This window comes from Streptomyces sp. NPDC053426 (assembly GCF_055585405.1).
This window is the reverse complement of record NZ_JBVJKE010000012.1, coordinates 51,844-78,497: the sequence shown is the minus strand read 5'-3', so window position 1 is coordinate 78,497 and position 26,654 is coordinate 51,844. Positions and strand designations below refer to the sequence as shown.

Sequence of the window (26,654 nt, the reverse complement as noted above, 5' to 3'; positions counted from 1 at the left end):
ACATGCGTCGCGCGCCTAACGTCCCGGCAACCCAGTTGAAACCTTTCACGACGTCGCGAGGGCCTCCCACCGGCGTCGTCGAGGAGCCCTCATGACCCACCCGTCCGACACGGGTCCGGCCCCGGTCCTCGCGCTGAAGGGCATCTCCAAGTCCTTCGGCGCGGTCCGCGCACTGCGGGACGTCTCCCTGGAGCTGTTCCCCGGGGAGGTGCACGCCCTCGCCGGCGAGAACGGAGCCGGCAAGTCGACCCTCATCAAGACGCTCGCCGGAGTGCACCGGCCGGACACCGGCCAGGTGCTGCTCGACGGTGCCCCCGTCGTCTTCCACGGTCCCGGTGACGCCCGCGACGCCGGTATCGCCGTGATCTACCAGGAGCCCACGCTCTTCCCCGACCTGTCGATCGCCGAGAACATCTTCATGGGCCGGCAGCCCCGTCGGGCCCTCGGCCGGATCGACCACCGTGCGACCCACGACGCGACCGCCGCCCTGATGAAGCGGCTCGGTGTCGATCTCGACCCGGACCGCCCGGCCCGCGGCCTGTCCATCGCCGACCAGCAGATCGTCGAGATCGCCAAGGCGCTCTCCTTCGACGCCCGCGTCCTGATCATGGACGAGCCCACCGCCGCCCTCACCGGCAGCGAGGTCGCCCGCCTCTTCGGCGTCGTGCGCACCCTGCGCGAACAGGGCGCCGCGGTGCTGTTCATCTCCCACCGCCTGGAGGAGATCTTCGAGATCTGCCAGAGGGTCACCACGCTCCGCGACGGCGCCTGGATCGCCGGCGAGCCGCTGGACGGCATGACCGAGGACGACCTGGTCCGCCGCATGGTCGGCCGCGACCTCGAGGAGCTCTACCCCAAGCAGGACGTGACGCCGGGCGAGGTCGCCCTGAGCGTGCGCCGGCTGACCCGCGAGGGCGTCTTCACCGACGTCTCCTTCGACGTGCGGCGCGGTGAGATCGTCGGCCTGGCCGGACTCGTCGGCGCCGGACGCACCGAGGTGGCCCGCGCCGTGTTCGGCGTCGACCGCTGGGACGCCGGCGAGGTCGAGGTCGACGGACGCAGGCTCACCAACGGCGCCCCGTCCACGGCCATGGCCGCGGGCCTCGCCCTGGTCCCCGAGGACCGGCGTGCCCAGGGCCTGGTGATGGACATGTCCATCGAACGCAACATCGGCCTCACCGGACTCCGTACGACCGTGCGGGCCGGCCTGATGGACCGCGGCGCCGAACGCAGCCGCTCCCTCGACTGGGCCGTCAAGCTCCAGGTCAAGTACGCCCGGATCGCCGACACGGTGAACACCCTGTCCGGCGGCAACCAGCAGAAGGTCGTCCTCGCCAAGTGGCTCGCCACCGGGCCGAAGGTGCTGATCGTCGACGAGCCCACGCGCGGCATCGACGTCGGCACCAAGGCCGAGGTGCACCGGCTGCTGTCGCAGCTCGCCGCCGACGGCGTGGCCGTCCTGATGATCTCCTCCGACCTGCCCGAGATCCTCGGCATGGCCGACCGCGTGCTGGTGATGCACGAGGGCCGGCTCGCCGCCGAGATCCCCCGCACCGACGCCACCGAGGAAACCGTGATGGCCGCAGCCACGGGGAGGGCCGCCGCATGACGGTCGCCGCTCCCGGAGAAGCCCCCGTCGCCGAGGCGCCGAAGGCCGGCGCCACCCGGCTGGTGGACCGCGTCTTCAAGATGCGCGAACTCGCCATCCTCGTCGTCTTCCTGGTGATGATCGCCGTCACCCAGGCCGGCAACAGCGAGTTCCTGTCCGAACAGGGCATCAAGGACCTGCTGCTGAACGCGACCATCCTGGTCCTGGTCGCCACCGGCCAGTCCCTGGTCGTCATCACCCGCAACGTCGACCTGTCCGTCGGCTCCACCCTCGGCATCAGCGCCTTCGCCGCCGGCATCCACCTCCAGGGCGGCGGGAACCCGGTCGTCGCCATCGCCCTCGCCGTCCTGCTCGGCATCGGCTTCGGACTGCTCAACGGCCTGCTCGTCAGCCTCGGCCAGGTGCCCGCCCTCGTGGTCACCCTCGGCACGCTCTACATCATCCGCGGCATCGACTCCATCTGGGTCGGCTCCCGCCAGATCACCGCCGCCGACCTCCCCGGCGGATTCGTCGACTTCGGCTCAGGCGGCATCTCGGCCGTGCCGTACCTGGCGCTGATCGCCCTCGCGGTGCTCGTGGCGACGGCGTACTACCTCAAGCACTTCGGCAGCGGACGCGAGCTGTACGCGCTCGGCTCCAACCCGGAGGCCGCCCGGCTCGCCGGCATCCCCGTACGCAAGCGGATCCTCGCCGCGTACACCTTCTGCGGAGCCCTCGCCGGCCTCGCGGGCGCCCTGTACCTGGCCCGGTTCGGCAACGTCGACTCCGGCACCGGCAACGGCTACGAACTCACCGTCGTCAGCGCGGTCGTGGTCGGCGGTGTGGTCTTCACCGGCGGCTCCGGCAGCGTCTACGGCGCGGCGCTCGGCGCGCTGCTGCTGACCTCCATCAACAGCGTGCTGCCCGCCCTCGGTGTCAGCTCCGTGTGGGTGCTCGCCATCAACGGCATCCTGCTCATCCTCGCCATCGCGGTCGACCGGATCGTCGCGCTGCGCGTGGCCTTGGCCCTGAAGAAGAGGAACGCCCGCCATGCCTGAGTCCCTGACGCGCGCCGTCCGTTGGGACACGGTCGTCGGCGCCCTGCTCGTCGTCGTCCTGCTGCTGTCCTTCACCACCGTCGACGGCTTCGGCAACGCGCTCAACCTGTCGTTCCTCATCGGCAACACCCTGCCGATCGCGCTGATCGCCCTGCCCATGACCCTGCTCGTCGTCTCCGGCGAGATCGACCTGTCCGTGGCCTCCACGGCCGGCCTGTCCGGCGCGGTGATGGGCGCCCTGTGGAACCAGGGCATGGCCATCGAGACGATCATCCCGATCTGCCTCGTGATCGGTGTCGTCTGCGGCCTGGTCAACGGCCTGCTGGTGACCCGCCTCGGGCTGCCGTCCCTCGCCGTCACCATCGGTACGCTGGCCGCCTACCGGGGCATCGCACAGATCGTGCTCGGCTCCGACGCGGTGACCGACTTCCCCACCCAGTACCTGGACTTCGCCGCCGGACGCATCGGCGACACGTTCGTCCCGTACGCCTTCCTGCCCTTCCTGGTGCTGCTCGCCATCGCCGTCGTCGCCCTGCACGCCACCCCGTTCGGCCGGTCGCTGTTCGCGATCGGCGCGAGCGAGGAGGCGGCGCGGTTCGCCGGCATCCGCGTCAAGCGGCAGAAGCTCATCCTTTTCACCCTGACGGGGTTGATGGCTTCCCTCACGGGTGTTTTCTGGGCGTTGCACTACGCCAGTGCGCGCTATGACAACGCCACCGGCCTCGAACTCTCCGTTGTGGCTGCCGTGCTGCTCGGCGGGATCGACTTCGACGGTGGCAAGGGGACGCTCGGTGGTGCGATCGCCGGTGTGTTCCTGCTCGGTGCGTTGCAGAACGTGATGAGCCTTCAGGACGTGTCCGCGCAGTCGCAGATCGTCGTCACCGGTGTGCTGTTGGTGCTGTCCGTGCTCGGGCCGCGTGTGGCGCGGCAGATCGCCCTGGCCAGGGCGCGAAGGCTGACGTCAACGTCATAGGGCTGCTTGACGACTGCGGGCCGTCTGTGGCTGGTCGCGCAGTTCCCCGCGCCCCTATGGGGCGCTTCCACTCACCCTCATCAAAAGGATTGCGTCATGCGCAAGGCATCCCTCCGTCGTACCTGTGCGGCACTCGCCGCCGTCACCTCGCTGGCCCTGGCCGCCACCGCCTGTGGCGGTACCACCAAGGAGGACGTCAAGAACGAGGGCGGCGGTGCCGCCGCCTCGGCCGGCAAGGCCGACCCCGACGCGCCCACCAAGAAGGGGCTGACCGTCGGCTTCCTGCCCAAGCAGGTCAACAACCCCTACTTCACCACCGCCGACAAGGGCGGCCAGAAGGCCGTCGAGGAACTGGGCTCCACCTACAAGGAGGTCGGCCCCTCCAGCGCCACCGACACCGCCGGACAGGTCTCCTACGTCAACACCCTGACCCAGCAGCAGGTCGACGCCATGGCCGTCTCCGCGCAGGACCCGGGCGCCCTGTGCACCGCGCTCAAGCAGGCCATGAAGAACGGCATCAAGGTCGTCACCTACGACTCCGACACCACTCCCGACTGCCGCAACGCCTTCGTCTCGCAGGCCAGCGGCGAGGACCTGGGCCGCACCGAGGTGCAGCTGCTCGCCGAACAGATCGGCTACAAGGGCGAGATCGCGATCCTGTCCGCCGCGCAGACCGCGACCAACCAGAACGCCTGGATCGAGTTCATGAAGGACGAGCTCAAGGATCCCAAGTACAAGGACATGAAGCTGGTCAAGGTCGCCTACGGCAACGACGACGCGCAGCAGTCCTTCCAGCAGACCCAGGGCCTGCTCCAGGAGTACCCGAACCTGAAGGGGATCATCTCCCCGACCACCGTCGGCATCAAGGCCGCCGCCCAGTACCTGTCCGGCTCCAAGTACAAGGGCAAGGTCAAGCTGACCGGCCTCGGCACCCCCAACGACATGCGCAAGTACGTCAAGAACGGCACCGTCGAGGCGTTCGAGCTCTGGGACCCGGCCAAGCTCGGCGAGCTGGCCGCGCGCACCGCCGTCGCCCTGTCCTCCGGCCAGATCACCGGCAAGGAGGGCGAGACCTTCAAGGCCGGCGCGATGGGCGAGTACACCATCGGCAAGGACGGCGTGATCAACCTCGGCAAGCCCACCGTCTTCAACGCCGAGAACATCGACCAGTTCGACTTCTGATCCCCACTTCCCCCTGAAGGAGCGGTACTTCATGCAACGCGTCTGTTTCCTGCTCAAGGTCCGACAGGACCGGATCGCCGAGTACCGCGAACGCCACGCCGCCGTGTGGCCCGAGATGCGCGAGGCGCTCTCGGCCACCGGTTGGCACAACTACTCCCTCTTCCTGCGCGACGACGGCCTCCTCGTCGGCTACCTGGAGACCGAGGACTTCGAGGCCGCCAAGGCCGGCATGGAGGCCACCGAGGTCAACGCCCGCTGGCAGGCCGAGATGTCCCCCTTCTTCGAGTCCCTCGACGGCTCCCGGCCGGACGAGGCGATGAAACCGCTGACCGAGGTCTTCCACCTCGCCTGACGAACCCGACGAAGGAGCCCGCGATGAGACGACGCACTCTTCTGGCCGGCGCACTCCTCGGCACCGCGGCGGCCCCCGCCCTGGCCTCCGGCACCGCACGGGCCGCCGCCCCCGGCCCGTCGGTCACCCGCACCGGCAGCACCACGCTCGACAGCCGGGCCATCTACTTCGTGTCCTACGACGGCCTGGTCAACAACAACGCGTTCCAGAAGAACGGCCTGCTCACTCACAAGGGCCATCAGTACGCGGCCTGGTACACCGCCGACCGCAACGCCGTCGTCGCCCGCCGCGCCCTCGGCGCGAGCACCTGGCAGACCGTGCGGGTCGGCCACACCCTGCGCTACGACGACTCCCACAACGTCATCTCCATGGGTGTCTCGAAGACCGACGGCCGGCTGCACCTCAACATGGACTCCCACAGCGACGGCTTCACCTACGTGAAGTCCGTCGCCGGGCTCCTGGACGATCCCACCGGGCTGAGCTGGACCGCGAGCCGCTTCGGCGCCCCGCAGTCCACGCTCGACGGCCTCGCCCTCACCTCGCGGTTCACCTACCCGCAGTTCGTCGCCACCCCCGAGGGCCGGCTCCAGCTCAGCTACCGGGCCGGCGTCTCCGGCAACGGCCGCAACGCCCTCGCCGAGTACGACGGCACCCGGTGGACCGCGCTGGGGGAGTGGACCGCCTCCGCCGGCACCTACAGCAGCGAGCACGGCTCCTCCACCGCCCGCAACATGTACCTGCACGGCATCGACTACGACCGCGGCGGCCGCCTGCACTCCTTCTTCACCTGGCGCGAGCAGAACGGCGCCGTGATGTGCGGTGGCGGCGGCATCACCAACCACGACACCGGCTACGTCTACTCCGACGACCGCGGCCGCACCTGGCGCAACGACGCGGGCACCGTCGTCGGCAGGACCGGAGGCTCGGACCGGGTCTCCGTCACCGACGCCGGACTGGTCGTCGACCCGCTGAACCCGGACCACTCCCTGATGAACCAGGAGAGCCAGTTCACCGACTCCGCCGGCCGGCCGCACGCGATCATCTCCTACGTCCCCGGCCGCTTCGGCCAGTGCACCACGGACTACGTCGCCGACCGCACCGCGAACGGCCGCGCCTTCCACGTCCGCCGCACCGCCGCCGGCTGGCGGAAGACCGAGATCCCCGTCCCGCTGAACTCCAGCCAGCGCACCAAACTGGTCCTGGACCGGTACGACAACGCCTACGCCGTGTTCCCCTACGGCCGTATCGCCGCCGCCTCCGCGGCCTCGGGACACACCGACTGGAAGCCGCTGTACGACGGCGCCGGCCTGAACGCCTTCGGCGAGGTGGTCGTCGACGAGACCCGCGTCGCCCAGGACGGGGTGCTGTCGGTCATGTACCAGGAGAAGTCCACCGGTACGACGCCCTCGCCCCTGCACGTCGTCGACTTCCGCCTGCCCACCTGACCGTGTCCGCTCCGGGGCGGCCGGTGCCGGTAGTGTGATGGCCCGCCGCGCCGCCCCTCTCCCTGGAGGTCCCTGCCCGATGGCCCAGTCGGTGGGTATCAAGGACGTCGCCCGCGTCGCCGGAGTATCCGTCGGCACGGTCTCCAACGTGATCAACCGCCCGGACACGGTCGCCGCCGAGACCCGGGCCCGGGTGCTGTCCGCCATAGACCGGCTCGGCTACGTGCGCAGCGAGTCCGCCCGTCAGCTCCGCGCCGGCCGCAGCCGCATCATGGGCCTGCTCGTCCTCGACATGGGCAACCCGTTCTTCGTCGACGTCGCGCGCGGCGCCGAACGCGCCGCGCGCGAGGCCGGGCTCGGCGTGATGGTCTGCAACAGCGCCCAGAACCCGGGCGAGGAGGCCGAGTACCTCTCCCTCTTCGCCGAGCAGCGGGTGCGGGGCGTGCTGCTCACCCCGGCCGACGCCACCGGCCGCAACATCGAGGCGTTCCGCCGGCACGGCATCCCCTTCGTACTGGTCGACCGGGTCGCCGAGGGCACCACCGAGTGCTCGGTCTCCGTGGACGACGTGGCGGGCGGCGCGCTGGCCGTGCGGCACCTCGTCGACGCCGGGCACCGCTCCATCGCGTACGTCTGCGGCCCGCCCGGACTCAACCAGGTCCGGGACCGCCGCACCGGCGCCCTGAACGCCCTCGCCGAGGCCGGACTGGGCCCCGACCGCCTGCGCGAACTGCCCACCGAGCGGCTCGACGTCGCCGCCGGCCGCGACGCGGGCGCCCGCCTGCTCGGACTCGCCGACCGGCCCACCGCCGTCTTCTGCGCCAACGACCTGCTCGCCCTCGGTGTGCTCCAGGCGATGTACGCGGCCGGCGTCGGCGTCCCCGACGACCTCGCGATCGTCGGCTACGACGACATCGAGTTCGCCGCCGCGGCCGCCGTACCGCTGACCTCGGTGCGGCAGCCCGCGGTGACCATGGGCGCCCTGGCGGCCGAGCTGCTGCTGGAGGAGACCGAGGGCGAGAACGCGGCCGAGCCGCACGAGCACCGCCGGGTCGTGCTCCGCCCGGAACTGGTGGTCCGACGCTCCAGCCTGGCGGCCCGCTGACGGGCATTCAGCAAAATTCCATGATCCCGGACTCGTTGGCCGGACGAACATGTGCTGAACTGGGTCACGATCCGACAATCCGTTCGTCCCTGGAGCCCCGTTGTCCGTCAGCTACCGCCAGCCCGGAGTGGTCCTCACCGACCGCCGGTTCACCGTGCCCCTCGATCACGACGACCCCTCGGGGGAGACGATCGAGCTGTACGCGCGCGAGGTCGTCGCCCGTGACAAGGCCGGCCAGGACCTGCCCTGGCTGCTCTACCTCCAGGGCGGCCCCGGCTTCGGGGCGAACCGTTTCGTCGGGAAGCCCGCATGGCTCGGCCGCGCCCTGGAGGACTACCGGGTCCTGCTCCTCGACCAGCGCGGCACCGGCCACTCCACCCCCGCCAACCGGCAGACGCTCCCGCTGCGCGGCGGCCCCGCCGAGCAGGCCGCGTACCTCACCCGCTTCCGCGCCGACTCGATCGTCCGGGACTGCGAGGCCATCCGCCCCGAGGTGACCGGCGGCGCCCCCTGGACCGTCCTCGGCCAGAGCTTCGGCGGCTTCTGCACCGTCGCCTACCTCTCCACCGCCCCCGAGGGCCTGGACACCGCCCTGATCACCGGCGGACTGCCCTCCCTCGACGCCCACGCCGACGACGTCTACCGGGCCGCCTACCCGCGCATCGAGCGCAAGGTCGCCGCGCACTACGCCCGCTACCCGCAGGACGTCGAACGCGCCCGCCGCATCGCCGACCACCTCCTGACCCACGAGGTCGTCCTCCCGAACGGCTACCGGTTCACCGTCGAGGCGTTCCAGTCGCTCGGCATCATGCTGGGCGGCAGCGAGGGCAGCCACAAGCTGCACTTCCTCCTGGAGGACGCCTTCGTCCGCACCCCGGGCGGCCACGAACTCTCCGACGCCTTCCAGGAGCAGGCGCAGGGCCTGCTGTCGTACGCCGGACACCCGCTGTACGCGCTCGTCCACGAGGCGATCTACGGTCAGGACGCCCGGCCCACCGCCTGGTCCGCCGAGCGCGTGCGGGCCGAGTTCCCGCGGTTCGACGCGGCCAAGACGCTCGCCGGCGACGAGCCGCTGCTGTTCACCGGCGAGACCATCCACCCGTGGATGTTCGACTGCGACCCCGCGCTGCGCCCGCTGCGCGAGACCGCCGAACTGCTCGCCGAGCGCACCGACTGGACGCCCCTGTACGACCCGGCGCGCCTCGCCGCCAACGAGGTCCCGGTCGCGGCGGCCGTCTACCACGACGACATGTACGTCGACACCGCCCACTCCCTCGGGACGGCCCGCGCGATCCGCGGCCTGCGCACCTGGGTCACCGACGAGTTCGAGCACGACGGCGTCCGGGCCGGCGGTCCCCGCGTCCTGGACCGGCTGCTCGCCCTGGCGCGCGACGAGGTGTGAGTCCGGGGCCGGGCGCGGGCCGGTGGGATGTCGGTGCGGCGGGTTAGTCTGCGGGCATGACCGAGCCGACGATCAGTCAACTCCCACCCATGCCCGACGATTGGCAGCGCGCCCTGGCCGTGGTGGCCCACCCGGACGACCTCGAGTACGGCTGCGCGGCGGCGATCGCGTCCTGGACCGACGCCGGCCGTGAGGTCTCCTACGTCCTGGCGACCCGCGGCGAGGCGGGCATCGACACCCTGGAGCCGGCGAAGTGCGGCCCGCTCCGGGAGCGGGAGCAGCGGGCGAGCGCGGCCGTGGTCGGCGTCTCGGAGGTCGGTTTCCTCGACCACGCGGACGGGGTCGTCGAGTACGGCCCCGCGCTGCGCCGGGACATCGCCGCCGCGATCCGCCAGTACCGGCCCGAGCTGGTGATCACCCTGAACCACCGGGACACCTGGGGCGGCACCTACTGGAACACCCCGGACCACGTGGCCGTCGGGCGGGCCGTGCTCGACGCGGCCGGTGACGCCGGCAACCGCTGGATCTTCCCGGAGCTGATCGAGCGGGGCCTCGAACCCTGGAACGGCGTCCGCTGGGTGGCGGTCGCCGGTTCCGACAGTCCCACGCACGCGGTGGACGCGACGGACGGGCTGGAGCGTGCGGTCGCGTCGCTGCTCGCACACCGCACCTACATCGAGGCGTTGACCGACGAGGACCCGGAGGCGTACGCCCGCGGTCTGCTGACCGGTTTCGCCGAGGAGACGGGGAAGCGGTTCGGGAACCGGCCCGCGGTCGCCTTCGAGGTGTTCTCCCGGTGAGCCCCATGGACGTGGACAAGGAACTGCTGGCGGAGCGCTTCGAGGAGCACCGCGGGCACCTCAAGGCGGTCGCCTACCGCATGCTCGGCTCGCTGACCGAGGCGGAGGACGCCGTCCAGGAGGCCTGGCTGAGGCTGGGCCGCACCGACACCGGCGACATCGGCAACCTCGGCGGCTGGCTGACCACCGTGACCGGCCGGATCTGCCTGGACCTGCTGCGGTCGCGCACCGCGCGCCGCGAGCAGCCGATGGACGAGACGTTCGTCCCGGACACGGTGATCAGACCCCTCTCCCAGGTGGACCCGGAACAGGAGGCGCTGCACGCCGACTCGGTGGGCGTGGCGATGCTGGTGGTCCTGGAGACGCTGGAGCCCGACGAGCGGCTGGCGTTCGTCCTGCACGACATGTTCGCCGTGCCGTTCGACGACATCGCCCCGGTGGTGGAGCGCAGCACGGCCGCGACCCGGCAGCTCGCCAGCCGGGCCCGCCGCCGGGTACGGGACACGACCCCTCCGTCCGACCCCGACCTCGGCCGGCAGAAGCAGGTCCTCGAAGCGTTCATGGCCGCCGCGCGCGGCGGCGACTTCGAGGCGCTGGTCGCCGTCCTCCACCCGGACGTGGTGCTGCGGGCGGACGCGGGCGCGCTGGTCCGGGGCGTGGCCGGATCCAAGGTCCTCCGGGGCGCGAAGACGGTCGCCGAGTCGGCGATGCTGTTCGCCCGCTACACCGCGGACGGCCAAATGGCCCTGGTCAACGACTCCCTGGGCCTGCTCAGCATGGTCGACGGCCGCATCCGATCGATCATGTCCGTCACCATCACCGACAACCACATCACCGGCATGTACATCCTGGCCGACCCCGACCGCCTCACCCACCTGGAGCCCCCGAAGAACTGACCACTCCCCCGAACACCCCACCGCTCCCGCGGGAACCTGCCGCCGTCCCCGCGGGCAGCCGCACACCGCCGTCCTCCGCGGGCAGTCGTGCATCCCCCAGTGCCTTAAGGGCCTGGGAGGTACCCCCAGGGCGGCACGGGTGGGCGCGACGGCACCCCGCAAGCGCCGGGCGGCGCGACCCACCCCCGCCCCGCCCCAACGCGCCCAAAGACCGAAACCCCGTGCTCAGCCCCGGCGCTCCGGATGCAGCCGCAGCCCCTCCGGCATCAACGTGAGCCGCTCGGTCACCCGCAACCGATACCCGGGGTCGGGGCGCAGCTCGTAACGCCGTAGGAGCAGGGCGAGCACGAGAGTCGCCTCGTGCAGCGCGAACTGCCGCCCGATACAAGCCCGAGCCCCCGTCCCGAACGGCTTGAACACATGCGCGGGCCGGGCCCGCACCGCCCCCGCCTCGAACCGCTCCGGATCAAACCGCTCCGCGTCCACCCCCCACACCTCGGGATCCCGGTGCAGCATCAGCGTCAGCACCAGCGTCCACGCCCCCCGCCGCATCGGATGCTCCCCGCCCAGCACCGTGTCCCGCGTAGCCTCCCGGGCGAAGGCCGGCGCGGTCGGCCACAACCGCAGCGACTCGTCCAGCACCCTGCGCACATAACGCAGCTTGGCCACCTGCTCGTACCCGGGCGCCACCGCGTCGCCCCAGACGCGGTCCACCTCGGCACGGGCACGCTCCGCGACATCGGGGTGCCGGGAAAGGTAGTGCAGCGCGAAGGAGAGCGCGCCCGAGGTGGTCTCGTGACCGGCGACCAGGAACGTGATCACCTGTCGGCGGACGTTCTCCGCCGACAACCGCTCCCCGGTCTTTGGATGCGCGGTCTCCAGCATCCGGTCCAGCAGATCCCCGTTCCCACCGCCCCCGCCCCCGCCGCCCTCCGCCCGCCGAACCCGGACCACCTCGTCGACGATGCGGTTGAGACACGCGATGTCGGCCGCGTTCCGTCGCCCCGCCCGTCGCAGCAGCAGCGGGCTCAGCGGCGCGGGAACGCTGTTCAGCCGCTGGGCGTGGCTGAGCGTGCCGACCATCGCCGTGACGAACGGGTGCGGACGGGACCGCTCGAAGGACCCGAAGTCGTGCCCGAACCCGGTCCGCGCGATCGTCTCCAGCGTCAGCTTGGTCATGTCCCCGGGCACGTCCACCGGCCGCCCCCCGGCCGCCGCGCGGTCCCAGTGCTCCGTCAGCCGCTCCGCCACGGCCAGCATCATCGGGTGGTAACCGGCCATGGCCTCCCGGCTGAACCCGGGGGCCAGCACGTCGTGCGCGAGCTGCCAGTTGGGCTCGTGGTTGTACGCGGTGAACAGCCCGTCGCCCGCGACCGGCCGCAGATTGGCGACGCCCAGCCCGACGTGCTTGGCGAACCGCGACTCGTCGGCCAGATCGGCCACCAGCCCGGCCCCCCAGGTGAACACGAACTCCTTGCCGAAGGCGCTCCGCCGGAAGACCGGCCCCAGTCGGCGGGCGTACTTCAGCGAGTCCTGCACGGGAGTGCGCCTGCTCGCCCCGAGGACGTCGCCGAGCAGCGGCAGGCGGTACGGCGGGTGGGGGATGCGGTGCAGTTCCGGCCAGCCGTGCTCCGCGCTGCGGAACCCCTTCGGCAGTACGGCCCGTGTCGTCGTCTCCGCCATGACGCGATCTCCTTCGACCCGGCGCGCGAGTGTGACATGTCGACGTGTTGTACGCGAGTTCAATAAGGCGGGTTCAGTCTGGTCCGGCCGCTGAACGGGCGTCAAGTAAAGTGCGGGGATGGCCGTGAACCAGGGCGGGCGCACGCGCCGCCGGCTCAGCACCGCGGAGCGCCGGGAGCAGCTTCTGTCGGTCGGTGCGCGGCTGTTCTCGGAGAGCCCCTACGACGACGTGTGGATCGAGCAGGTCGCCGAGATCGCCGGGGTCTCGCGGGGATTGCTCTACCACTACTTCCCGACCAAGCGGGACTTCTTCGCGGCGGTGGTGGAGCGGGAGAGCGAGCGGATGCTGCGGATGACGGCGGCGGTCCCCGGCGTCCCGGTGCGCGAGCAGCTCACGGCGGGTCTCGACGCGTACCTGGAGTACGTCGAGGCCCACGCGCACGGCTACCGCGCCTTCCACCGTGCCGACGCGGCGGGGGACCGGGCGGTGCGCCGGGTCTACCGGCGGGCGCTGGCCGCGCAGGAGCGGCAGATCCTGGCGGCGCTCGCCGCGGATCCCGAGTTCGGCCCCGTCTTCGAGGCGCGGCCGGACACCCGGCTCGCCGTGCGCGGCTGGCTGGCCTTCACCACGGCGGTCTGCCTGGAGTGGCTGCGCGGCCCGGAACCGGACCGCGAGCAGGTGCGCGACCTGTGCGCACGCGCCCTGCTGGGCGTCCTCGCGCCCTGAAAGGTCCCGTGAGGATCACGCCACCCGGTTGGCGCACACCCCGATCTTCGGTAGGTTAGGCAAGGCTTACCTAAGAGGAGGTTCGGGGATGGCTGACGACACACACGGCTGGACGGCCGCGCCCGGCGCGGCGGAACGGGCCCGCTCGGTGCTCGCCGCCGCATGGTCCTGCGCGGTGACCGCGGAGGGCACCCGGGAGGAGCTCGTCGGCGCGCACGCCGTGACCGACGACGGACGGGTGCTGCTGCACGTGCCCGAGGACAGCGCCCTGCTCGCCGCCGCGATCTGCGCGCCCCGCGGCGAGCCGTCCGCCGTGCTGGAGTTCGCCGACGTGGCACCCGTCCCCGTGCGCAACCGGATCCGCGCCCGGCTGTGGCTGGCCGGCTGGTTCGCCGCGCGGGACGGACACCTCGTCTTCCAGCCCACGCGCGTGGTGCTGCGGCAGCCGTCCGGCGCCCTGGTCGTCGACGTCGAGGAGTTCGCCGCCGCCGAGCCCGACCGGCTCGCCACCGCCGAGGCCCGGCTGCTGACCCACCTCGCCGACTGCCACGCCGACGCCGTCGAGCGGCTGACCCGGCTGGTCGACCACGGCAGCCTGCACGGCGCGGTCCGCGTCCAGCCGCTCGCCGTCGACCGGCACGGACTGACCCTGCGCATCGAACGCCTCCGCGCGGACGGTGACGTACGCCTGCCGTTCCACGCGCCCGCCGACGACGTCTCGCAGCTCACCGAGCGCATGCACGTGCTGCTCGCCCAGGCGAGCGCCGCCTCCTGCCCCCGTGCGCTGCAGCGGCAGCGCACGGACGGCGACGGATGACGACGGATGACGCGGAGGGTGCGCCTCCGGCCGGGTGCGTCACCGGGAGCGGTGGGAGGCGCCGCCGCGCTTGCGGCGCAGCCGCTCCCGTATCCGGGTGAGCCGCGGCAGCCGCTCGCGCTGCTCCTGCGAGTGCCGGTCCAGCTCCTCGAACAGCCGGCGCGTGCGGTGCTCGGTGTCCATCTCGTCGAGGATGCGGTTGACCTCGGTCAGCACGGCGCCCAGCAACTGCCACTGGCGGGCGTCGCGCCGGGCCTGTTCGAAGAGCAGCCGGGCCAGCTTGTCGCGGGTGGCGGCCGCCTGCCGCAGTTCGGAGGCGAGCCGTTCCTCCGCCGACTCGGCGTTCGCGCTCACGCTCGTGGTCACCAGCACCGCGAAGCTGACCACGGCGTCCGCGATCTCGGACAGCAGCTCCTCGAAGGCGGCGCCCGTCTCCGGATCGAACAGCCGCTCGGGATCGCGCTCCTTGGCCAGGTCGGTCAGCGTGCGAGCCAGCACCCGCAGCACCACCGTGCAGATCTCCAGCGTGTCGAGGCCGGTGCGCAGCACCACCCGGTGCAGCAGGCCCTCACGCACCCGGGGATTGAGCCGCAGGCTGTCCTCCGCCTGCCGGAGGTCCGCGTCGACCTCGGTGATGTCGTGGTCCAGGCGGCGGGCCTCGTGCAGCCGGGCCGCCGCCCGGTGCGGGGGCGTGCGGCCCGCCGCCTCCTCGCCGATCCGCAGCATCAGCTGCCGCACCCGGCGCGCCAGCTCCTCGATCGACTCGCCGGCCTCCTCCACCCACACGGGCGGGGCGAGCAGGAGGTTGAACCCCATCCCGACGATCGCCCCGATCAGCGTCTCCACGATCCGGGCCCAGGCGGTGTCCCCGTGCGTGGTCACCCCGAGCACCAGCATCGCGCTGATCGCCACCTCGGGCACGAACTCGTCCACCCGCACCAGATGGCCGACGAGCAGCGACGCCAGGATGAGCAGGCCCAGGCTCCACCAGGTCAGCCCCACCAGCAGACTGAAGAGGATGGCCACCACGACCCCGGCCACCACGGAGTTCACCCGGCGTACCCCGGTGGTGAGGGTGGAGTACAGGGTGACCTGGACGACGAGCAGCGCGGTCAGGGGCGCGGTGAGCGGGGCGGCTTCAGGACTCAGCCGCAGGGCGATGACGTAGGCGACGGTCGCCGCGGCCGCCGACCGCACCATCTGCACGGTCACCGGGTCCCGGCGCCGCCTGACGAACTCGACGGCCGGCGCGGTCATCTCACGTACCACTTGCATCCTCGGACGGTTCCCCTTCCCCGGACGCGACGAACGTGTTCACCGGTGACGGCAGTCCCCCGGGGGAAGGCGGGCCGGGCCTACAGCTTGTCGAGGAAGGCGAACAGGTTGCCCCTGGTGCGGGCGATCTGCTCCTCCAGGGTGAGGCTCTCCTCGAAGCGGGCACCGGTCTCCGGGACCTTCCTGCCGCGCAGATAGAGGGAGCAGGCGAGGTCGGTGCACATGTAGGCGCCGACCGAGTTGCCCTCGCGGCCGGCCGGGCCCGCCTTGCGCGCGGTCATCAGGGCGACACCGCCGCGCGGATGGGTCGTCAGGCACAGGGAGCACATGCTGCGGTGCAGGAAGCCGCGCTGGGCCGGCTGGAAGCGCATGGCCACCCCGACGAGACGGTCCTCCCGCTCGGTGACGAGATAGCTGCGGTCGGGTGCGCCCGGATCGCGCCAGCCCAGGAAATCGAGATCGTCCCAGGGACGTTCGCCCAGGTCGCGTGGTACGGCCAGCCGCTTGGCCTCACCCTTCGAGCAGTTGATGAACGAACCGCGGATGTCCTGCTCGGTGAGTGCTCTCATGGGGGTCGTCTCCTGGCGTGCTCTTTCGAAACCTAGGGGGTCTAGGTTTCTGGATCAGGGTAGATATCCGGCGTCGGGGGGAGCCAGCGATTTTTACCGGGGACCGTGGCCCCGTGCGTTCCGTACGCTGTACCGCAGTCGCCGAAGGGGAGGGGTGCGGACGATGGGGGACTCCTGGGAGCGGGCCCGCCGGGTGCTCGCGGAGGCGGGGCTGCCGCCCGACGCGCTCACCGGGGTGCGCCCGCTGAGCGGGGGCACCTACAACACCGTCGAGGAACTCCTCCTCGCCGACGGCGGCCGCTATGTGCTCAAGGTCCCGCCCGCGCCCGCCGTCCCCGGCCTCCGGCACGAGCGGCGCCTGCTCGTCTCCGAGGCGGACTTCTGCGCCGGAGCCGCCGAGGCCGGCGTACCCGCACCGCACGCCGTGTCCGTCGGCGGCGACACCTCCGTACCGTACCTGCTGATGACCGCCTGTCCGGGCGAGCCCTGGACGCGGGCGGAGCCGGCCGACGGGGAGCGGGCGGCGCTGCGCACGGAGCTCGGCCGTCAGGTGGCCCGGCTGCACCGGGTGACCGGACCGGGGTTCGGCTATCCGTCCGGTGCCCTCGGCCCGCTCGCCCCCGACTGGCGGACCGCGTTCACCGTGATGACCGACGCCGTCCTCGCCGACGCCCGGGACTACGGCGCCCGGCTGCCGCGCCCCGTCGACGAGGTGGCCGCCGTGATCCGTACCGCCGCCGGGGCGCTCGACGAGGTCACCGTGCCGGTCCTCGTCCACTTCGACCTGTGGCCGGGCAACATCCTGGTGGAGCGCCCGGCGGCGGGGGAGGCCCGGATCGGCGGGCTCATCGACGGGGAGCGCATGTTCTGGGGCGACCCGCTCGCCGACTTCGTCTCCCTGGCGCTGCTCGGCGACATCAGGACGGACGAGGCGTTTCTCGCCGGATACGGGGAGGCCGGGGGCCGGGCCGTCTTCGACGCGGCGGCCCGCGTCCGCCTCGCCCTCTACCGCGCCTACCTCTACCTGATCATGCTCACCGAGACCATTCCGCGGGCGAGCGGGGACGAGCACGACCGATGGCTCGGGGCCGCCGTCGCCCCGGAACTGGAGGCCGCGTTGGAGGAGATCCGCCACTCCTGTTAGTTCACATCATTAAATAAGGGTGCTGGAAAGTCGCGCCCAGCCGGTTCCCGGCGGTATGTTGCAGGTCGGGCAGGGTTTCGGAAGGAGCCACATGGCGGGGCGGAACGGGCGCACGGTGCGCGACCTCAGGCGGGCCAACCGCACGGCCGTGCTGCAACGGCTGTACTTCGACGGCCCGCTGAGCCGCTTCGAACTCGGCCCCGCGACCGGACTCAGCTCCGGATCGGTGAGCAACGTCGTCGCGGACCTGGTCGCCGACGGCCTCGTGGAGGAGGCCGGCAGCGTCGACTCCGACGGCGGCCGTCCGCGCACTCTGCTGCGGGTGGCACCGGGCAGCGGCCACATGATCGGCGTCGACGTGGGCGAGACCCGGGTCCGCGTCGAACTGTTCGACCTGACCCTCACCGAGCTCGCCCGCGCGCAGCGCCCGCTGGAGCAGCAGCGCTACGAGGTCGAGGTCATCGTCGACCACATCCGCTCCGGCATCGCCGAGGTGCTCGCCGGCGCCGGCCTCGCCCCCGAGCGGCTGCTCGGCGTCGGCATCGGCGTCCCCGGCATCGTCGAGCACACCCCCGACCGGGGCGCCGTCGTGCACGGCCAGACCATCGGCTGGGACGCCGTCCCCCTGGAGTCCCTGCTGCGCGCCGGGTCCCCGCTGCCCGACACGGTGCCGTACTTCATCGACAACGGCGCCAAGACCCTCGGCCAGGCCGAGATGTGGTTCGGCGCCGGACGCGGCGCCCGCAACGCCCTCGTGGTCCTCTTCGGCTCCGGCGTCGGCGCCTGCCTGGTCACGCCCGAGGTGGAACACGGCCGGGCGGTCGAGTGGGGGCACCTGACCGTACGGGTCAGGGGACGCCGCTGCCGCTGCGGCGCGCTCGGCTGCCTGGAGGCGTACGCGGGCGCCGAGTCGCTGCTCGCCCGGTGGCGCGAGGAGGGCGGCCGGGTGCCCGGGGGCACGGACGAGGAGACGGCACTGACGGCCATGCTCGCCGCCGCCTACCCGGCCGACGACAGCACCCCCGACCCCGTCGCGCTCGCCGTGCTGGAGGAGACCGCCGAGTACCTGGGCGCGGGCCTGTCCGACCTGATCAACCTCTTCCAGCCCGAGCGCATCCTCATGGGCGGCTGGGCCGGCCTCCAGCTCGGCTCCCGCTTCCTGCCGGCCGTGCACCGGCACGCCCTGTCGTACGCGCTGCGCCACCCGGCCGAGAAGGTGACGATCGAACTGGGCCGGCTCGGCCCCGACGCGGTCACCGTCGGCGCCGCGATCCTGCCGCTCGCCGACTTCTTCGCCCGCGGCGGCCGCCGCCCCGACCCGGACCCGCAGTCACCGCCCCCCGCCTGGCACACGGCCCTCCAGGAACGCGCCCCGCGCTGAGGGACCGCGCGGGCCGGTCACCCGGAGGACTCGTCCGGTACGGGTTGTTCCGGGTTGGGGGACGCCGAGTGCGGGGCGCCCTGCCGGCCGGTGCCGGCCTCGTCCGTGTCCGGCACGTCGGACTCGGGCTCCTCCGACTCGTCGGCCTTCCGCTCGCTCTCCCGCTCCGCCGCGGCGGGCGCGACCTCCCAGGGGTCCTCACCGGGGCCGGCCTGCTGGTCGGGCAGGTCGCGGGGGACACCGGCGCCGTTCTCACCGGGTCCTTCGAGGCGGTGGTCGGTCACGGCGCTCTCCCTTCGTTCGTACGCGACCCTCGCGGGTACCTCCGCGCGGACCGGTGAAACCCGGTGCTCAGCCGACCTTGCGGCCCCGCATCGGTTCCGTGTCCTCCCCGGCGCCCTGCTCCATGCCCAGCAGGAACTCCTCCACCACCTGCGTCGCCGTGTGCTCCGGCCGCCAGCCGAGCTCCACGCGCGCACGCGTGCAGTCCATCAGCGGCAGCCTCAGCACGGCGTCGAACAGATGCGGCGACGCCGGCAGCAGACGCAGCCCCCACGCGGCGGCGACCGCCGAGCGGGCCGCGGTACGCGGCAGCCGTACCCGGCGCGTCCCGAGCATCTCCCCGAGCAGCTCCGCGTCGACCGCCGGCTCCGCGGCGAGGTTGAAGGCGCCCCGCGCCTCGGCGGACAGCACGGCCAGCCGGTAGGCGTGGGCCGCGTCGTCGGTGTGCAGCGCCTGCACCCGCAGCCCCGGAATGTCCGGGAGGACGGGCAGCAGATCGGGCCGCGCGAGCTGCCCCGGCAGGAAACGGCCGCCGAAGATACGCCGCTGCTCGCTCCCCGACTCCCGCTTGAAGAGGAACGCGGGCCGCATCCGTACCACCCGCGTCCCCGGATGGTCACGTTCGAACGTGTCCAGGGCCCGTTCCAGGTACGCCTTCTCCCGGCAGTACGCGGCGTCCGGCCAGCCGTGCGTCGGCCACGACTCGTCCACCGCGTGGTCCTTCGGGCCCGGCGAGTACGCCCCGACCGACGAGGCGTGCACCAGCGCCGGCACCCCCGCCTCGGCCACCGCGTCGAACACCCGCATGCCGCCCAGCACATTGGTGCGCCAGGTGGCCGCCGGATCGTGCGTCGGCTGGAACGCCCACGCCAGATGGATCACCGCGTCCGCGCCGGTGAACTCCCCGACCAGATCGGACCGGTCCGAGGCCAGGTCCACCGCCGACCACTCGGTCTTCGGGAGCGACAGGTCGGGGATCCGCCGTGCCAGGCCCCGTACGGAGCCGACCTCCGGTTCCTGCGAGAGGACCCGCACCACGCTGGTCCCGACGTTGCCGGTGGCACCCGTGACGACGACCCTCTTGCCCGCTGTGCTGCTCACCTTCCGCTCCTCTCGGCCGCTGCTCCGCGGAACCGGCCGAGTACCCCTCACGCGAAGGCGTTCACGCCCGTCAGCCGGGCCGAGAGTTCCCACAGGCGGGCCGCCTGTTCCGGGTCGACCGCCCAGTCCTTGACCCCGGTGCGCGCGTCGTCGGACCGGGCTGGCCCGGCGACGTCGCAGTCCTCCAGGTAGAGCCCGCCCATGCCGTCCAGCCGCGCCGAGGTGGCGGCCCAGACCTGGGTGGCCGCGCCCTGCTGCGGGGTCTTGAAGCCCTCGGGGTTCAGCGGGTCGCCCTGCTCGTCGATCCAGCCCCGGTCCACCATCTCCTGCCGGGGCAGATGCCGCTGGAGCGGGGTGAGGATGCCGCCCGGGTGGAGGGAGAAGGCACGGACGCCGCGGCCTTGGGCGAGGCGGTCGAGGTGCACGGCGAACAGCACGTTGGCGGTCTTCGCCTGCCCGTACGCCTCCCACTTGTCGTAGCCGCGCTCCCAGTGGACGTCGTCCCAGCGGATGCCGGAGGCGTGGTGCCCGCGCGAGGAGACGGACACCACGCGGGCGCCGCCGGGCTCGACGGCCGGCCACAGACGGTTGACGAGGGCGAAGTGCCCGAGGTGGTTGGTGGCGAACTGGGCCTCCCAGCCGGGCCCGACCCGGGTTTGAGGGCAGGCCATGATCCCGGCGCTGCCGATCACGATGTCCAGGGTCCGCCCGGACGCCAGGAAGCGGTCGGCGAACGCGCGCACGCTCTCCAGGTCGCCGAGGTCCAGCTCGGACACCTCGACGCGCTCCAGGCCGTCCAGCGCCTCCCGCGCGGAGCCGGGGCGGCGCGCGGGGACGACGACCCGGGCGCCGGCCTTGACGAGGGCGCGGGTGGTCTCCAGGCCGAGTCCGGAGTAGCCGCCGGTGACCAGCGCGAGCCGTCCGGTCAGGTCGACGCCCTCGAGGACGTCGTCCGCGGTGCTGCGGGCACCGAAGCCCGAGCCGATGGGGTGCTGTGCGCTGCTGGTGTCGTTCATGTCCGTCACGCTACGGACTGGAGCGCTCTCGAAGTCGAGCGGCGCCCGGAGCGGGGCGGAAGGAAGCCCCGACCGCGACGGGGGAATCACGGCCGGGGCGGCTCGGTGGTGGGCACGGGCGGCGGTCGCCTCTCGGCGAAAGGCTCCACAGGGCTTCAGCCGAACGATCGTCCCTGTGGGCGAATGATGAGGCCCGGGGACACTGTCCCGTCCGCACCCACGGTCTGTTCAACGGGGAACCACCCCCGGGTGTTCCGCATCCGGCAGCTCGCGGGCGTGACGTGTGTCACCGGTCCCGCCCGCCGCTGTCGAGGTCGGCCCAGAGGTTCTCGGCCTGGAGCACCAGCGTGCCCAGGACGGCCGTCCGCGCGGCGCCCTGCCCGGCCTGTTCGCGCAGCCCGTCCTGGAGCCTTCCGTGCAGCTCCCGCATCACCGCCTCGGTCCGCTCGTCCAGGAGGGCGTCCACGCGCGTGCCGCCGGCCGGCAGCCGGTCGGCCTCCGCGTGGCAGGCGTCGCCGATCAGCTCCAGCAGTTCCGCGTAGCAGCTCAGCACCGCGGCGTCCGGCGCGGCGGGCGTCCGGTCCTCGTCGGCGGCCACCGCGAGCGTGCGGGTCAGCGCCGTGACATGTCCGGTGACGCGGCTGAAACGCTCGTCCTCGTGCTCCGGCGGCAGCGCCGCCGTCGGCGCCCGGTGCAGGGCGCGCAGGGCGCCCGAGGTCAGCCGCAGGCTCTCCCTGCTCCAGCCGCGGGCCGAGCGCAGCGCCTCCAGACGGTCCTGCAGCCGCGCCGCGGCGGCGAGCCGGCCCGCGGCGGTCTGCGCGTCCCACTCGCCGCCGCGCAGATCCCCGGCGACGGCGTGCAGCACGTCCCCCGCCTCACGGGCGAGCGCCGCCAGGTTCTCCCGTACGTCCCGCAGATGGATCGGCGGCAGGACCAGCGCGTTGACGGCGACACCGATGACCGCGCCGAGCGCCGCCTGCCCCAGCCGGTGCCCGACGGCGACCGCGCTCACCGTCCCCGTGGCGATCGTGAAGACGGCCGTGGTGGCGGCGTAGATGCCCTGGTCGCCGAAGCGCGGCCAGTTCGACAGCAGCACCAGCACCGGCACGGACAGCGCCAGGGCGCCCGTGGTGTCGCCGGTGACCGCCTGCGCCCCCGACGCCACGAGGGCTCCCACGCAGATCGCCGTGAACTGCCGCGCCGCCTGCATCAGCGAGCTGTAGACGGTGGCCTGCACCAGGACCAGCGCCACCCAGGGCGCCATCAGGGCCATCGGGTCGTCGAGCCACACCCGCGCCAGCAGCCAGGCCAGCAGCGCCGCCGCGGCGGCCTTCAGCGACTGGACGAGCAGATCCCGCTCCCGCCCCGGTCCCCGCCACGCGGCCCGCGCCGCGCGGCCGACGGACCGCGCGTCCCACCGCACGGCGTCCCGCACCCGTGCCACCGGGGTCATCCGCCCCACGGCGTCACCCCCTCCGGTCCTCTCCCGTACCCGTGCCGTGCCCCGTGTCATGCCAGAGGACTGTCCGACAGGGACGCCAGCAGATGGGCCGGGTCGGCGTAGACCGCGTCCGCGCCGGCCTCCTCCAGGTCGGCGCGCGGAATGCCGCCGCACAGCACGCCCACGCAGCGCACCCCGGCACGGCTGCCCGCCCGCATGTCCCACACCGTGTCACCGACGAACACCGCCCGCTCCGCGGGCACCCCGGCCAGCTCCAGGGCGTGCTCGACGGGCTCCGGCGCGGGCTTGCCCTCCGACACGTCGTCGGCGCTCGCCGTCGCGCCGATCGCCTCGTCCGCGTCGATCGCCCGGCGCAGCGCGCTCAGCTCGGCACCGCCCGCCGAGGTGGCGAGCACCACCGTCCAGCCGTCCCGGTGCAGCCGCTTCAGCAGCCGGCCGGCGTCCGGCAGCGCGGGCAGCCGGTCGAAGTACTGCCCGTACAGCGCCTTGTGCGCCGCGCTCAGCTCGTCGTCGCGGCCGGTGTCCCGGTCCTCGCCCAGCAGACGGGCGACCAGGTCGGAGGAGGGCAGCCCCACGGCCCGGTGGACGGCGTGCATCGGCACCCGGTGCCCCGCCTGCCGGAAGGCCTCCCACCAGGCCGTCACGTGCAGATGGTTGGTGTCGACCAGAGTGCCGTCGACGTCGAACACGGCCGCCCGTTCCATACGCGGTCCTTCCTCGAGGGGAGCGGTACGGGTACCACCTCAGCCGCCCGCCACTCCGGAAGGCGCCTTCCGCCCCCGGGCCCGCACCGGCGGCACCTCGCGCTCCTGAGCGCGGGCGCCACCCGGAGGGTCTGCCGGCCCGGCCGGCGCGTGCGCGTCGGCGACCGGCCCTCGCCGTCCGGTGCGGCGGCCGGAACGGCGGTCGAGCCGCTTGGGCCGGCCACGCCCGGTCAGCGGCCGGAACGGCGCCCACATCCCGTTGAGCCCCGCCGTCACGGTCGGCCGTCGGCCCGCGCGTGCCCGAGCCGTGCCGCCGCGCGGCCCACCGGTTCCCGGCCCGCCCCGCCCCCGGTTTCCGCGGACGGCCGGGCGCCTGCTCCCCGCCCGGCTCCGGCGGTGTGCGCGTGCCGTGGTGCGGAAGGCGCGGACGCGGGGGTTGGCCCCGTACCGCGGGGGTACTGCGGTGTCGCGCACCCGCCACCGTCGGTCAGGAGGCCCGCATGTCCGTCCCCACCACCCCGAGCGGCAGGGCCGCCGTGATCACCGGCGCGGACTCCGGCATCGGCCGGGCCACCGCCGTACGCCTGGCCGCCGCGGGCCTGGACGTGGGCATCACCTGGCACAGCGACCGCGAGGGCGCCGAGGAGACGGCGCGGGAGGTCCGGGCGCACGGGCGGCGCGCCGAGGTGGCGCCCCTGGACCTCACCCGGCTGCCCGCCGCCGCGGACACCGTCGACGAGCTGTGCGACCGCCTGGGCCGCCTCGACGTGCTGGTCAACAACGCCGGCACGGGCACCATGACGCCCTTCCTCGACCTGGAGCTCCCGAAGGTGCGCGAGGTCCTCGACGTCGATCTGATCGGCCCCTTCCTGTGCGGGCAGAAGGCGGCGCGGCACATGATCCGGCAGGGCGACGGGGGCCGCATCGTCAACGTGACGTCCGTGCACGAGCACCAGCCCCGCGTGGGCGCCGCGCCGTACTGCGCCGCCAAGGGCGGCCTCGGACTGCTCACCCAGGTGATGGCACTGGAACTGGCCGAGCACGGCATCACCGTCAACGCGGTCGCCCCCGGCGAGATCGCCACGCCCATGACCGGCCAGGAGGACACCGACCCGCACACCGAGAACCGCCCCGGCGTCCCTCTCGGACGGCCCGGCGACGCCCGTGAGGTCGCCGCGGTCATCGCCTTCCTCGCCGGACCCGACGCCTCGTACGTCACCGGTGCCTCCTGGAGCGTGGACGGCGGAATGCTCCGGATGGGACCGCAGGCCGGGTCGCACCTGACGAGCGACGACTGGCGGCGGCCCTGAACGGAGGCGGACCCGTACGCCGCGTTCGCACCGTTTGCGCTCTACCCTCGATGCATGACCGAAAGCGCGAGCCCGTACATGTCGCACCCGCGGATCATGGTGCTCGGGGTACAGCCCGGGACTCCGCCGTTCCGGATCGTGGAGATCGACGGACAGGTGGTCGGCGAGGCGAGGACCGTCACCGACGTGCTGCACGCCGCCGCCGCGTTCGGGATCACGGTCCACGACCTGGACGACCCGGACGTGGTCCGCTGGGTGGGCGGCGACAAGTTCACCTGGACCCTGCGGGGAGCCCCGTGGACCCCCCAGGACCAGAGGCAGCGGCCCTAGGGGTCAGGCCTTCGGGCGGCGGGCGTGTACGGCCCGGCTCAGGCGGCGGCCCATCAGCAGGTAACCGAGGAGCGCCCCGCCGGTGTTCAGGATGACGTCGTCGATGTCGAAGGCGCGTCCGGTCACCAGGGTGCCCTGCGCGAACTCCACCAGCAGCATCACGACGGCCGTCAGCACCAGCACCCGCAGGAACCCGCGCGTGCGCGGTGCGACGACCGGTGCGAGCACACCGAAGGGCACGCCGAGCAGGATGTTTCCGCCGATCTGGCGCACGGCGTCACGCAGCGCGGGCTGGTCCAGATAGGCCCTCAGCGAGCGGCCCGGACGCAGATTGGTGTGGGTCAGCGCCTCCGAGGCGGGGGAGGGGTGCAGGGTGAGCCGGGCCAGGACCACGGCGAAGGCGACCATGAGGACGAAGGCGCACACCATCGCCACCAGCCGCGGAAGCAACGGCAGCGGGCGCCCCGGGCCGCCCTCCGAGGTGCCGCGCCCGGACGGCCGCGGACGCCGGTGGAACAGGGAGCGCGGATGCGGGACGGCGCGGGCCATTCTGTCCTCCAGTCGTCAACTTCCGTACGTGGTACGCCGGTTACCCCCGGCCGTGCGGGTCACTCGCCGTAGCTGACCCGTACCTCCTCGAACCCCAGGGAGCGCAGCAGCCCTTCGAGCATCTCCGTGGTGTTGGTCTCGGCCCGGGTGGTGAGTCCGCTCTCCTCCGCCGCGTCGCCGATGTGCCGCACGGCGAGCTTCTGGACGGCCTGCTCACTGCCCGGGTTGTCCGAGAAGAGGTCGCCGAGCCGGTCGAACAGCCCGCGCTGCTTGGACACGGCGTAGGAGCGCTCGGGGTCCAGGGCCGGCTTGCCCAGGCGGGCGTGGGGCAGCCGCAGCGTGGCGGACGTACGGTCGTCGTCGACCCGTACGTCGTCCTCGTCCAGCTTCCCGAGGTCGACATAGGCGTCGACGGTGCCCGCGCCCACGTACAGCGTGCGGCTGCCGCGGACGGCGTCCGGCAGGAACTTCGCGTCCTTCTCCAGGTCCACCACCACCTGGAAGTTGCCCGAGGCGGCGTCGTAGCGGCTGATGTCCTGGACGGATTCCAGGAGCGCGGGCCCGGAGCGGTCCTCGGTCTCCGTGCCGAACAGGTCCTTCAGGCCCGGCAGCAGGCTCAGCCGGATCCCGGAGAACAGCACGACGAGCAGCAGCACCACCGTGCCGAGCACCTTCGCCCATCCGGGTACGCGCGCGATCCGTCCCCTCACGGGAGTCGTCGGAGTCGTCATGGCGACGGCCCTCCTTCCTCCCTGACCGAATGCCCCTCAGTTCCCCTTGCAGACAAGGAAGTCGGGGGGCGGACGACCGCACCGGGAGCACGCGGGGGCGCACGGTGGGCGTCAGGCCGCGGACCCGGTGGTCAGGCCGGTCCCGAGGGGGCCTCGGGCCGTTCCAGGGCCGCGTCCAGGGTCGGCCACGGCGGCAGCAGACGGGACGTGCCGGTGATCCGCAGCATGCGCAGGGTCAGCGGGTGGGCGCACACCAGGCGCAGCCGGCCGGGTCCGTCCGCGATCCGCTGCCGGGCCCGGTACAGCAGGCGCAGCCCGGAGAGGTCGAAGAACTCGACGTGGGTCAGGTCGATCACGATCCGGGCGTCCGGTTCGGCGGTCGCCATGTCCAGGTGCGGGACGATCTCCGCGGCCGCGGCGATGTCGATCTCACCGCGGAGCTCCAGCACCGTGTGTCCCCGGTCGTGGCGGACGCGCAGATGCCGGGTCAGCGGTGCAGGTTCGTACCGCACGACACCATCGCCTCCAGCCTGCTCCGTGCAACGGGGGAGCGAACCGGTCCCAACACCGGTTCACACCCTGCAAGTTACCTTCGGTCGAGTGCATTTGAGCATGTTCGTTTGACATATGTCTTCGAATTGCGACCGACTTCTTCCGAACCGGCCGGTCGGCCCCGGCGAGCCTCGCCGGAGCGTGACGGAATCCTCACTTCCGGCAGCGGACGAACTTGATCCACAGGGCCGCCGACCCGATAAGCTCCTTACGGGCGCCG

At 72.8% G+C, this 26,654-nt stretch carries 27 protein-coding genes; 16 read left to right on the top strand and 11 right to left on the bottom strand.

Going from position 1 to position 26,654, the window contains the following annotated elements; genetic code table 11:
- Positions 1-91: 91 nt before the first annotated feature.
- From ACZ62B_RS24210 to ACZ62B_RS24165, 10 genes are all read left to right on the top strand, one after another.
- A complete protein-coding gene (locus tag ACZ62B_RS24210; protein WP_468728816.1) occupies positions 92-1,609 on the top strand; it encodes a sugar ABC transporter ATP-binding protein in 1,518 nt (505 codons plus the stop codon).
- Positions 1,606-2,646 carry an ABC transporter permease gene (locus ACZ62B_RS24205; protein WP_344557109.1) on the top strand — a complete coding sequence of 347 codons (1,041 nt, stop codon included), beginning with the start codon at positions 1,606-1,608 and terminating at the stop codon, positions 2,644-2,646. Before ACZ62B_RS24210 ends, ACZ62B_RS24205 begins: the two co-directional genes overlap by 4 nt.
- A complete protein-coding gene (locus ACZ62B_RS24200) occupies positions 2,639-3,619 on the top strand; it encodes an ABC transporter permease (RefSeq protein ID WP_344557118.1) in 981 nt (326 codons plus the stop codon). The genes ACZ62B_RS24205 and ACZ62B_RS24200 overlap by 8 nt, the downstream gene beginning before the upstream one ends.
- Before the next feature lie 96 nt (positions 3,620-3,715).
- Entirely contained in the window at positions 3,716-4,801 is a 1,086-nt protein-coding gene (gene rhaS / locus ACZ62B_RS24195; protein ID WP_344557125.1) for a rhamnose ABC transporter substrate-binding protein, read from the top strand.
- A 31-nt stretch (positions 4,802-4,832) separates the two neighbouring features.
- Positions 4,833-5,153 (top strand): L-rhamnose mutarotase, encoded by a 321-nt coding sequence (locus ACZ62B_RS24190; protein ID WP_344557127.1) that lies wholly within the window; start codon positions 4,833-4,835, stop codon positions 5,151-5,153.
- A gap of 23 nt (positions 5,154-5,176) precedes the next feature.
- Positions 5,177-6,598: a BNR repeat-containing protein gene (locus tag ACZ62B_RS24185; RefSeq protein ID WP_468728810.1), complete on the top strand. Its 1,422-nt coding sequence runs from the start codon at positions 5,177-5,179 to the stop codon at positions 6,596-6,598.
- Between the two features lie 79 nt (positions 6,599-6,677).
- Complete coding sequence (locus ACZ62B_RS24180; RefSeq protein WP_344557131.1) at positions 6,678-7,703, top strand: LacI family DNA-binding transcriptional regulator; 1,026 nt, start codon at positions 6,678-6,680, stop codon at positions 7,701-7,703.
- A gap of 100 nt (positions 7,704-7,803) precedes the next feature.
- The gene (locus ACZ62B_RS24175) at positions 7,804-9,105 is read left to right on the top strand and encodes an alpha/beta fold hydrolase (RefSeq protein ID WP_344557133.1); all 1,302 of its coding nucleotides are present in this window, start codon (positions 7,804-7,806) and stop codon (positions 9,103-9,105) included.
- A gap of 56 nt (positions 9,106-9,161) precedes the next feature.
- Entirely contained in the window at positions 9,162-9,905 is a 744-nt protein-coding gene (locus tag ACZ62B_RS24170; protein ID WP_469692026.1) for a PIG-L deacetylase family protein, read from the top strand.
- A gap of 5 nt (positions 9,906-9,910) precedes the next feature.
- A complete protein-coding gene (locus ACZ62B_RS24165; RefSeq protein ID WP_469692175.1) occupies positions 9,911-10,801 on the top strand; it encodes a sigma-70 family RNA polymerase sigma factor in 891 nt (296 codons plus the stop codon).
- 225 nt (positions 10,802-11,026) lie between these two features.
- Here ACZ62B_RS24165 and ACZ62B_RS24160 read toward each other — a convergent pair whose 3' ends face one another.
- A complete protein-coding gene (locus ACZ62B_RS24160) occupies positions 11,027-12,484 on the bottom strand; it encodes a cytochrome P450 (RefSeq protein WP_469692024.1) in 1,458 nt (485 codons plus the stop codon).
- A 118-nt stretch (positions 12,485-12,602) separates the two neighbouring features.
- Between ACZ62B_RS24160 and ACZ62B_RS24155 the strand changes: the two genes are divergently transcribed.
- Both ACZ62B_RS24155 and ACZ62B_RS24150 read left to right on the top strand, forming a co-directional pair.
- Complete coding sequence (locus ACZ62B_RS24155; RefSeq protein WP_085576315.1) at positions 12,603-13,211, top strand: TetR/AcrR family transcriptional regulator; 609 nt, start codon at positions 12,603-12,605, stop codon at positions 13,209-13,211.
- Between the two features lie 88 nt (positions 13,212-13,299).
- Positions 13,300-14,028 carry a DUF2470 domain-containing protein gene (locus ACZ62B_RS24150; protein ID WP_468885453.1) on the top strand — a complete coding sequence of 243 codons (729 nt, stop codon included), beginning with the start codon at positions 13,300-13,302 and terminating at the stop codon, positions 14,026-14,028.
- A gap of 39 nt (positions 14,029-14,067) precedes the next feature.
- On the opposite strand, the gene ACZ62B_RS24145 is transcribed toward ACZ62B_RS24150, so the two are convergent.
- Positions 14,068-15,303 carry an FUSC family protein gene (locus ACZ62B_RS24145; protein ID WP_344557143.1) on the bottom strand — a complete coding sequence of 412 codons (1,236 nt, stop codon included), beginning with the start codon at positions 15,301-15,303 and terminating at the stop codon, positions 14,068-14,070.
- 80 nt (positions 15,304-15,383) lie between these two features.
- Positions 15,384-15,872 (bottom strand): FBP domain-containing protein, encoded by a 489-nt coding sequence (locus ACZ62B_RS24140; protein WP_344557144.1) that lies wholly within the window; start codon positions 15,870-15,872, stop codon positions 15,384-15,386.
- 163 nt (positions 15,873-16,035) lie between these two features.
- Here ACZ62B_RS24140 and ACZ62B_RS24135 point away from each other — a divergent pair, with 163 nt between their 5' ends.
- Both ACZ62B_RS24135 and ACZ62B_RS24130 read left to right on the top strand, forming a co-directional pair.
- The gene (locus ACZ62B_RS24135) at positions 16,036-17,016 is read left to right on the top strand and encodes a phosphotransferase family protein (protein WP_468726779.1); all 981 of its coding nucleotides are present in this window, start codon (positions 16,036-16,038) and stop codon (positions 17,014-17,016) included.
- Positions 17,017-17,107: 91 nt separating this feature from the next.
- Complete coding sequence (locus ACZ62B_RS24130; RefSeq protein ID WP_468726776.1) at positions 17,108-18,397, top strand: ROK family protein; 1,290 nt, start codon at positions 17,108-17,110, stop codon at positions 18,395-18,397.
- Positions 18,398-18,414: 17 nt separating this feature from the next.
- Here ACZ62B_RS24130 and ACZ62B_RS24125 read toward each other — a convergent pair whose 3' ends face one another.
- From ACZ62B_RS24125 to ACZ62B_RS24105, 5 genes are all read right to left on the bottom strand, one after another.
- On the bottom strand, positions 18,415-18,681 hold the full coding sequence (locus tag ACZ62B_RS24125; protein ID WP_344557149.1) for a hypothetical protein: 267 nt from the start codon (positions 18,679-18,681) through the stop codon (positions 18,415-18,417).
- 67 nt (positions 18,682-18,748) lie between these two features.
- Positions 18,749-19,780 carry an SDR family oxidoreductase gene (locus ACZ62B_RS24120; RefSeq protein WP_344557151.1) on the bottom strand — a complete coding sequence of 344 codons (1,032 nt, stop codon included), beginning with the start codon at positions 19,778-19,780 and terminating at the stop codon, positions 18,749-18,751.
- A 47-nt stretch (positions 19,781-19,827) separates the two neighbouring features.
- Positions 19,828-20,796, bottom strand: a complete 969-nt coding sequence (locus tag ACZ62B_RS24115) for an SDR family NAD(P)-dependent oxidoreductase (protein ID WP_344557153.1) — start codon at positions 20,794-20,796, stop codon at positions 19,828-19,830.
- A gap of 286 nt (positions 20,797-21,082) precedes the next feature.
- A complete protein-coding gene (locus tag ACZ62B_RS24110; protein WP_344557246.1) occupies positions 21,083-22,249 on the bottom strand; it encodes an FUSC family protein in 1,167 nt (388 codons plus the stop codon).
- 56 nt (positions 22,250-22,305) lie between these two features.
- A complete protein-coding gene (locus tag ACZ62B_RS24105) occupies positions 22,306-22,962 on the bottom strand; it encodes an HAD family hydrolase (RefSeq protein WP_468885448.1) in 657 nt (218 codons plus the stop codon).
- Positions 22,963-23,462: 500 nt separating this feature from the next.
- Between ACZ62B_RS24105 and ACZ62B_RS24100 the strand changes: the two genes are divergently transcribed.
- Both ACZ62B_RS24100 and ACZ62B_RS24095 read left to right on the top strand, forming a co-directional pair.
- Entirely contained in the window at positions 23,463-24,272 is an 810-nt protein-coding gene (locus ACZ62B_RS24100) for an SDR family oxidoreductase (RefSeq protein ID WP_344557157.1), read from the top strand.
- Between the two features lie 54 nt (positions 24,273-24,326).
- On the top strand, positions 24,327-24,602 hold the full coding sequence (locus ACZ62B_RS24095; RefSeq protein WP_344557159.1) for a hypothetical protein: 276 nt from the start codon (positions 24,327-24,329) through the stop codon (positions 24,600-24,602).
- A 3-nt stretch (positions 24,603-24,605) separates the two neighbouring features.
- Here ACZ62B_RS24095 and ACZ62B_RS24090 read toward each other — a convergent pair whose 3' ends face one another.
- From ACZ62B_RS24090 to ACZ62B_RS24080, 3 genes are all read right to left on the bottom strand, one after another.
- Entirely contained in the window at positions 24,606-25,151 is a 546-nt protein-coding gene (locus ACZ62B_RS24090; RefSeq protein WP_469692020.1) for a VanZ family protein, read from the bottom strand.
- 59 nt (positions 25,152-25,210) lie between these two features.
- Positions 25,211-25,882 carry a DUF4230 domain-containing protein gene (locus tag ACZ62B_RS24085; protein ID WP_468885447.1) on the bottom strand — a complete coding sequence of 224 codons (672 nt, stop codon included), beginning with the start codon at positions 25,880-25,882 and terminating at the stop codon, positions 25,211-25,213.
- 131 nt (positions 25,883-26,013) lie between these two features.
- Positions 26,014-26,394, bottom strand: coding sequence for an anti-sigma factor antagonist (locus ACZ62B_RS24080; protein ID WP_344557163.1), 381 nt, complete (start codon positions 26,392-26,394; stop codon positions 26,014-26,016).
- Positions 26,395-26,654 lie beyond the last annotated feature (260 nt).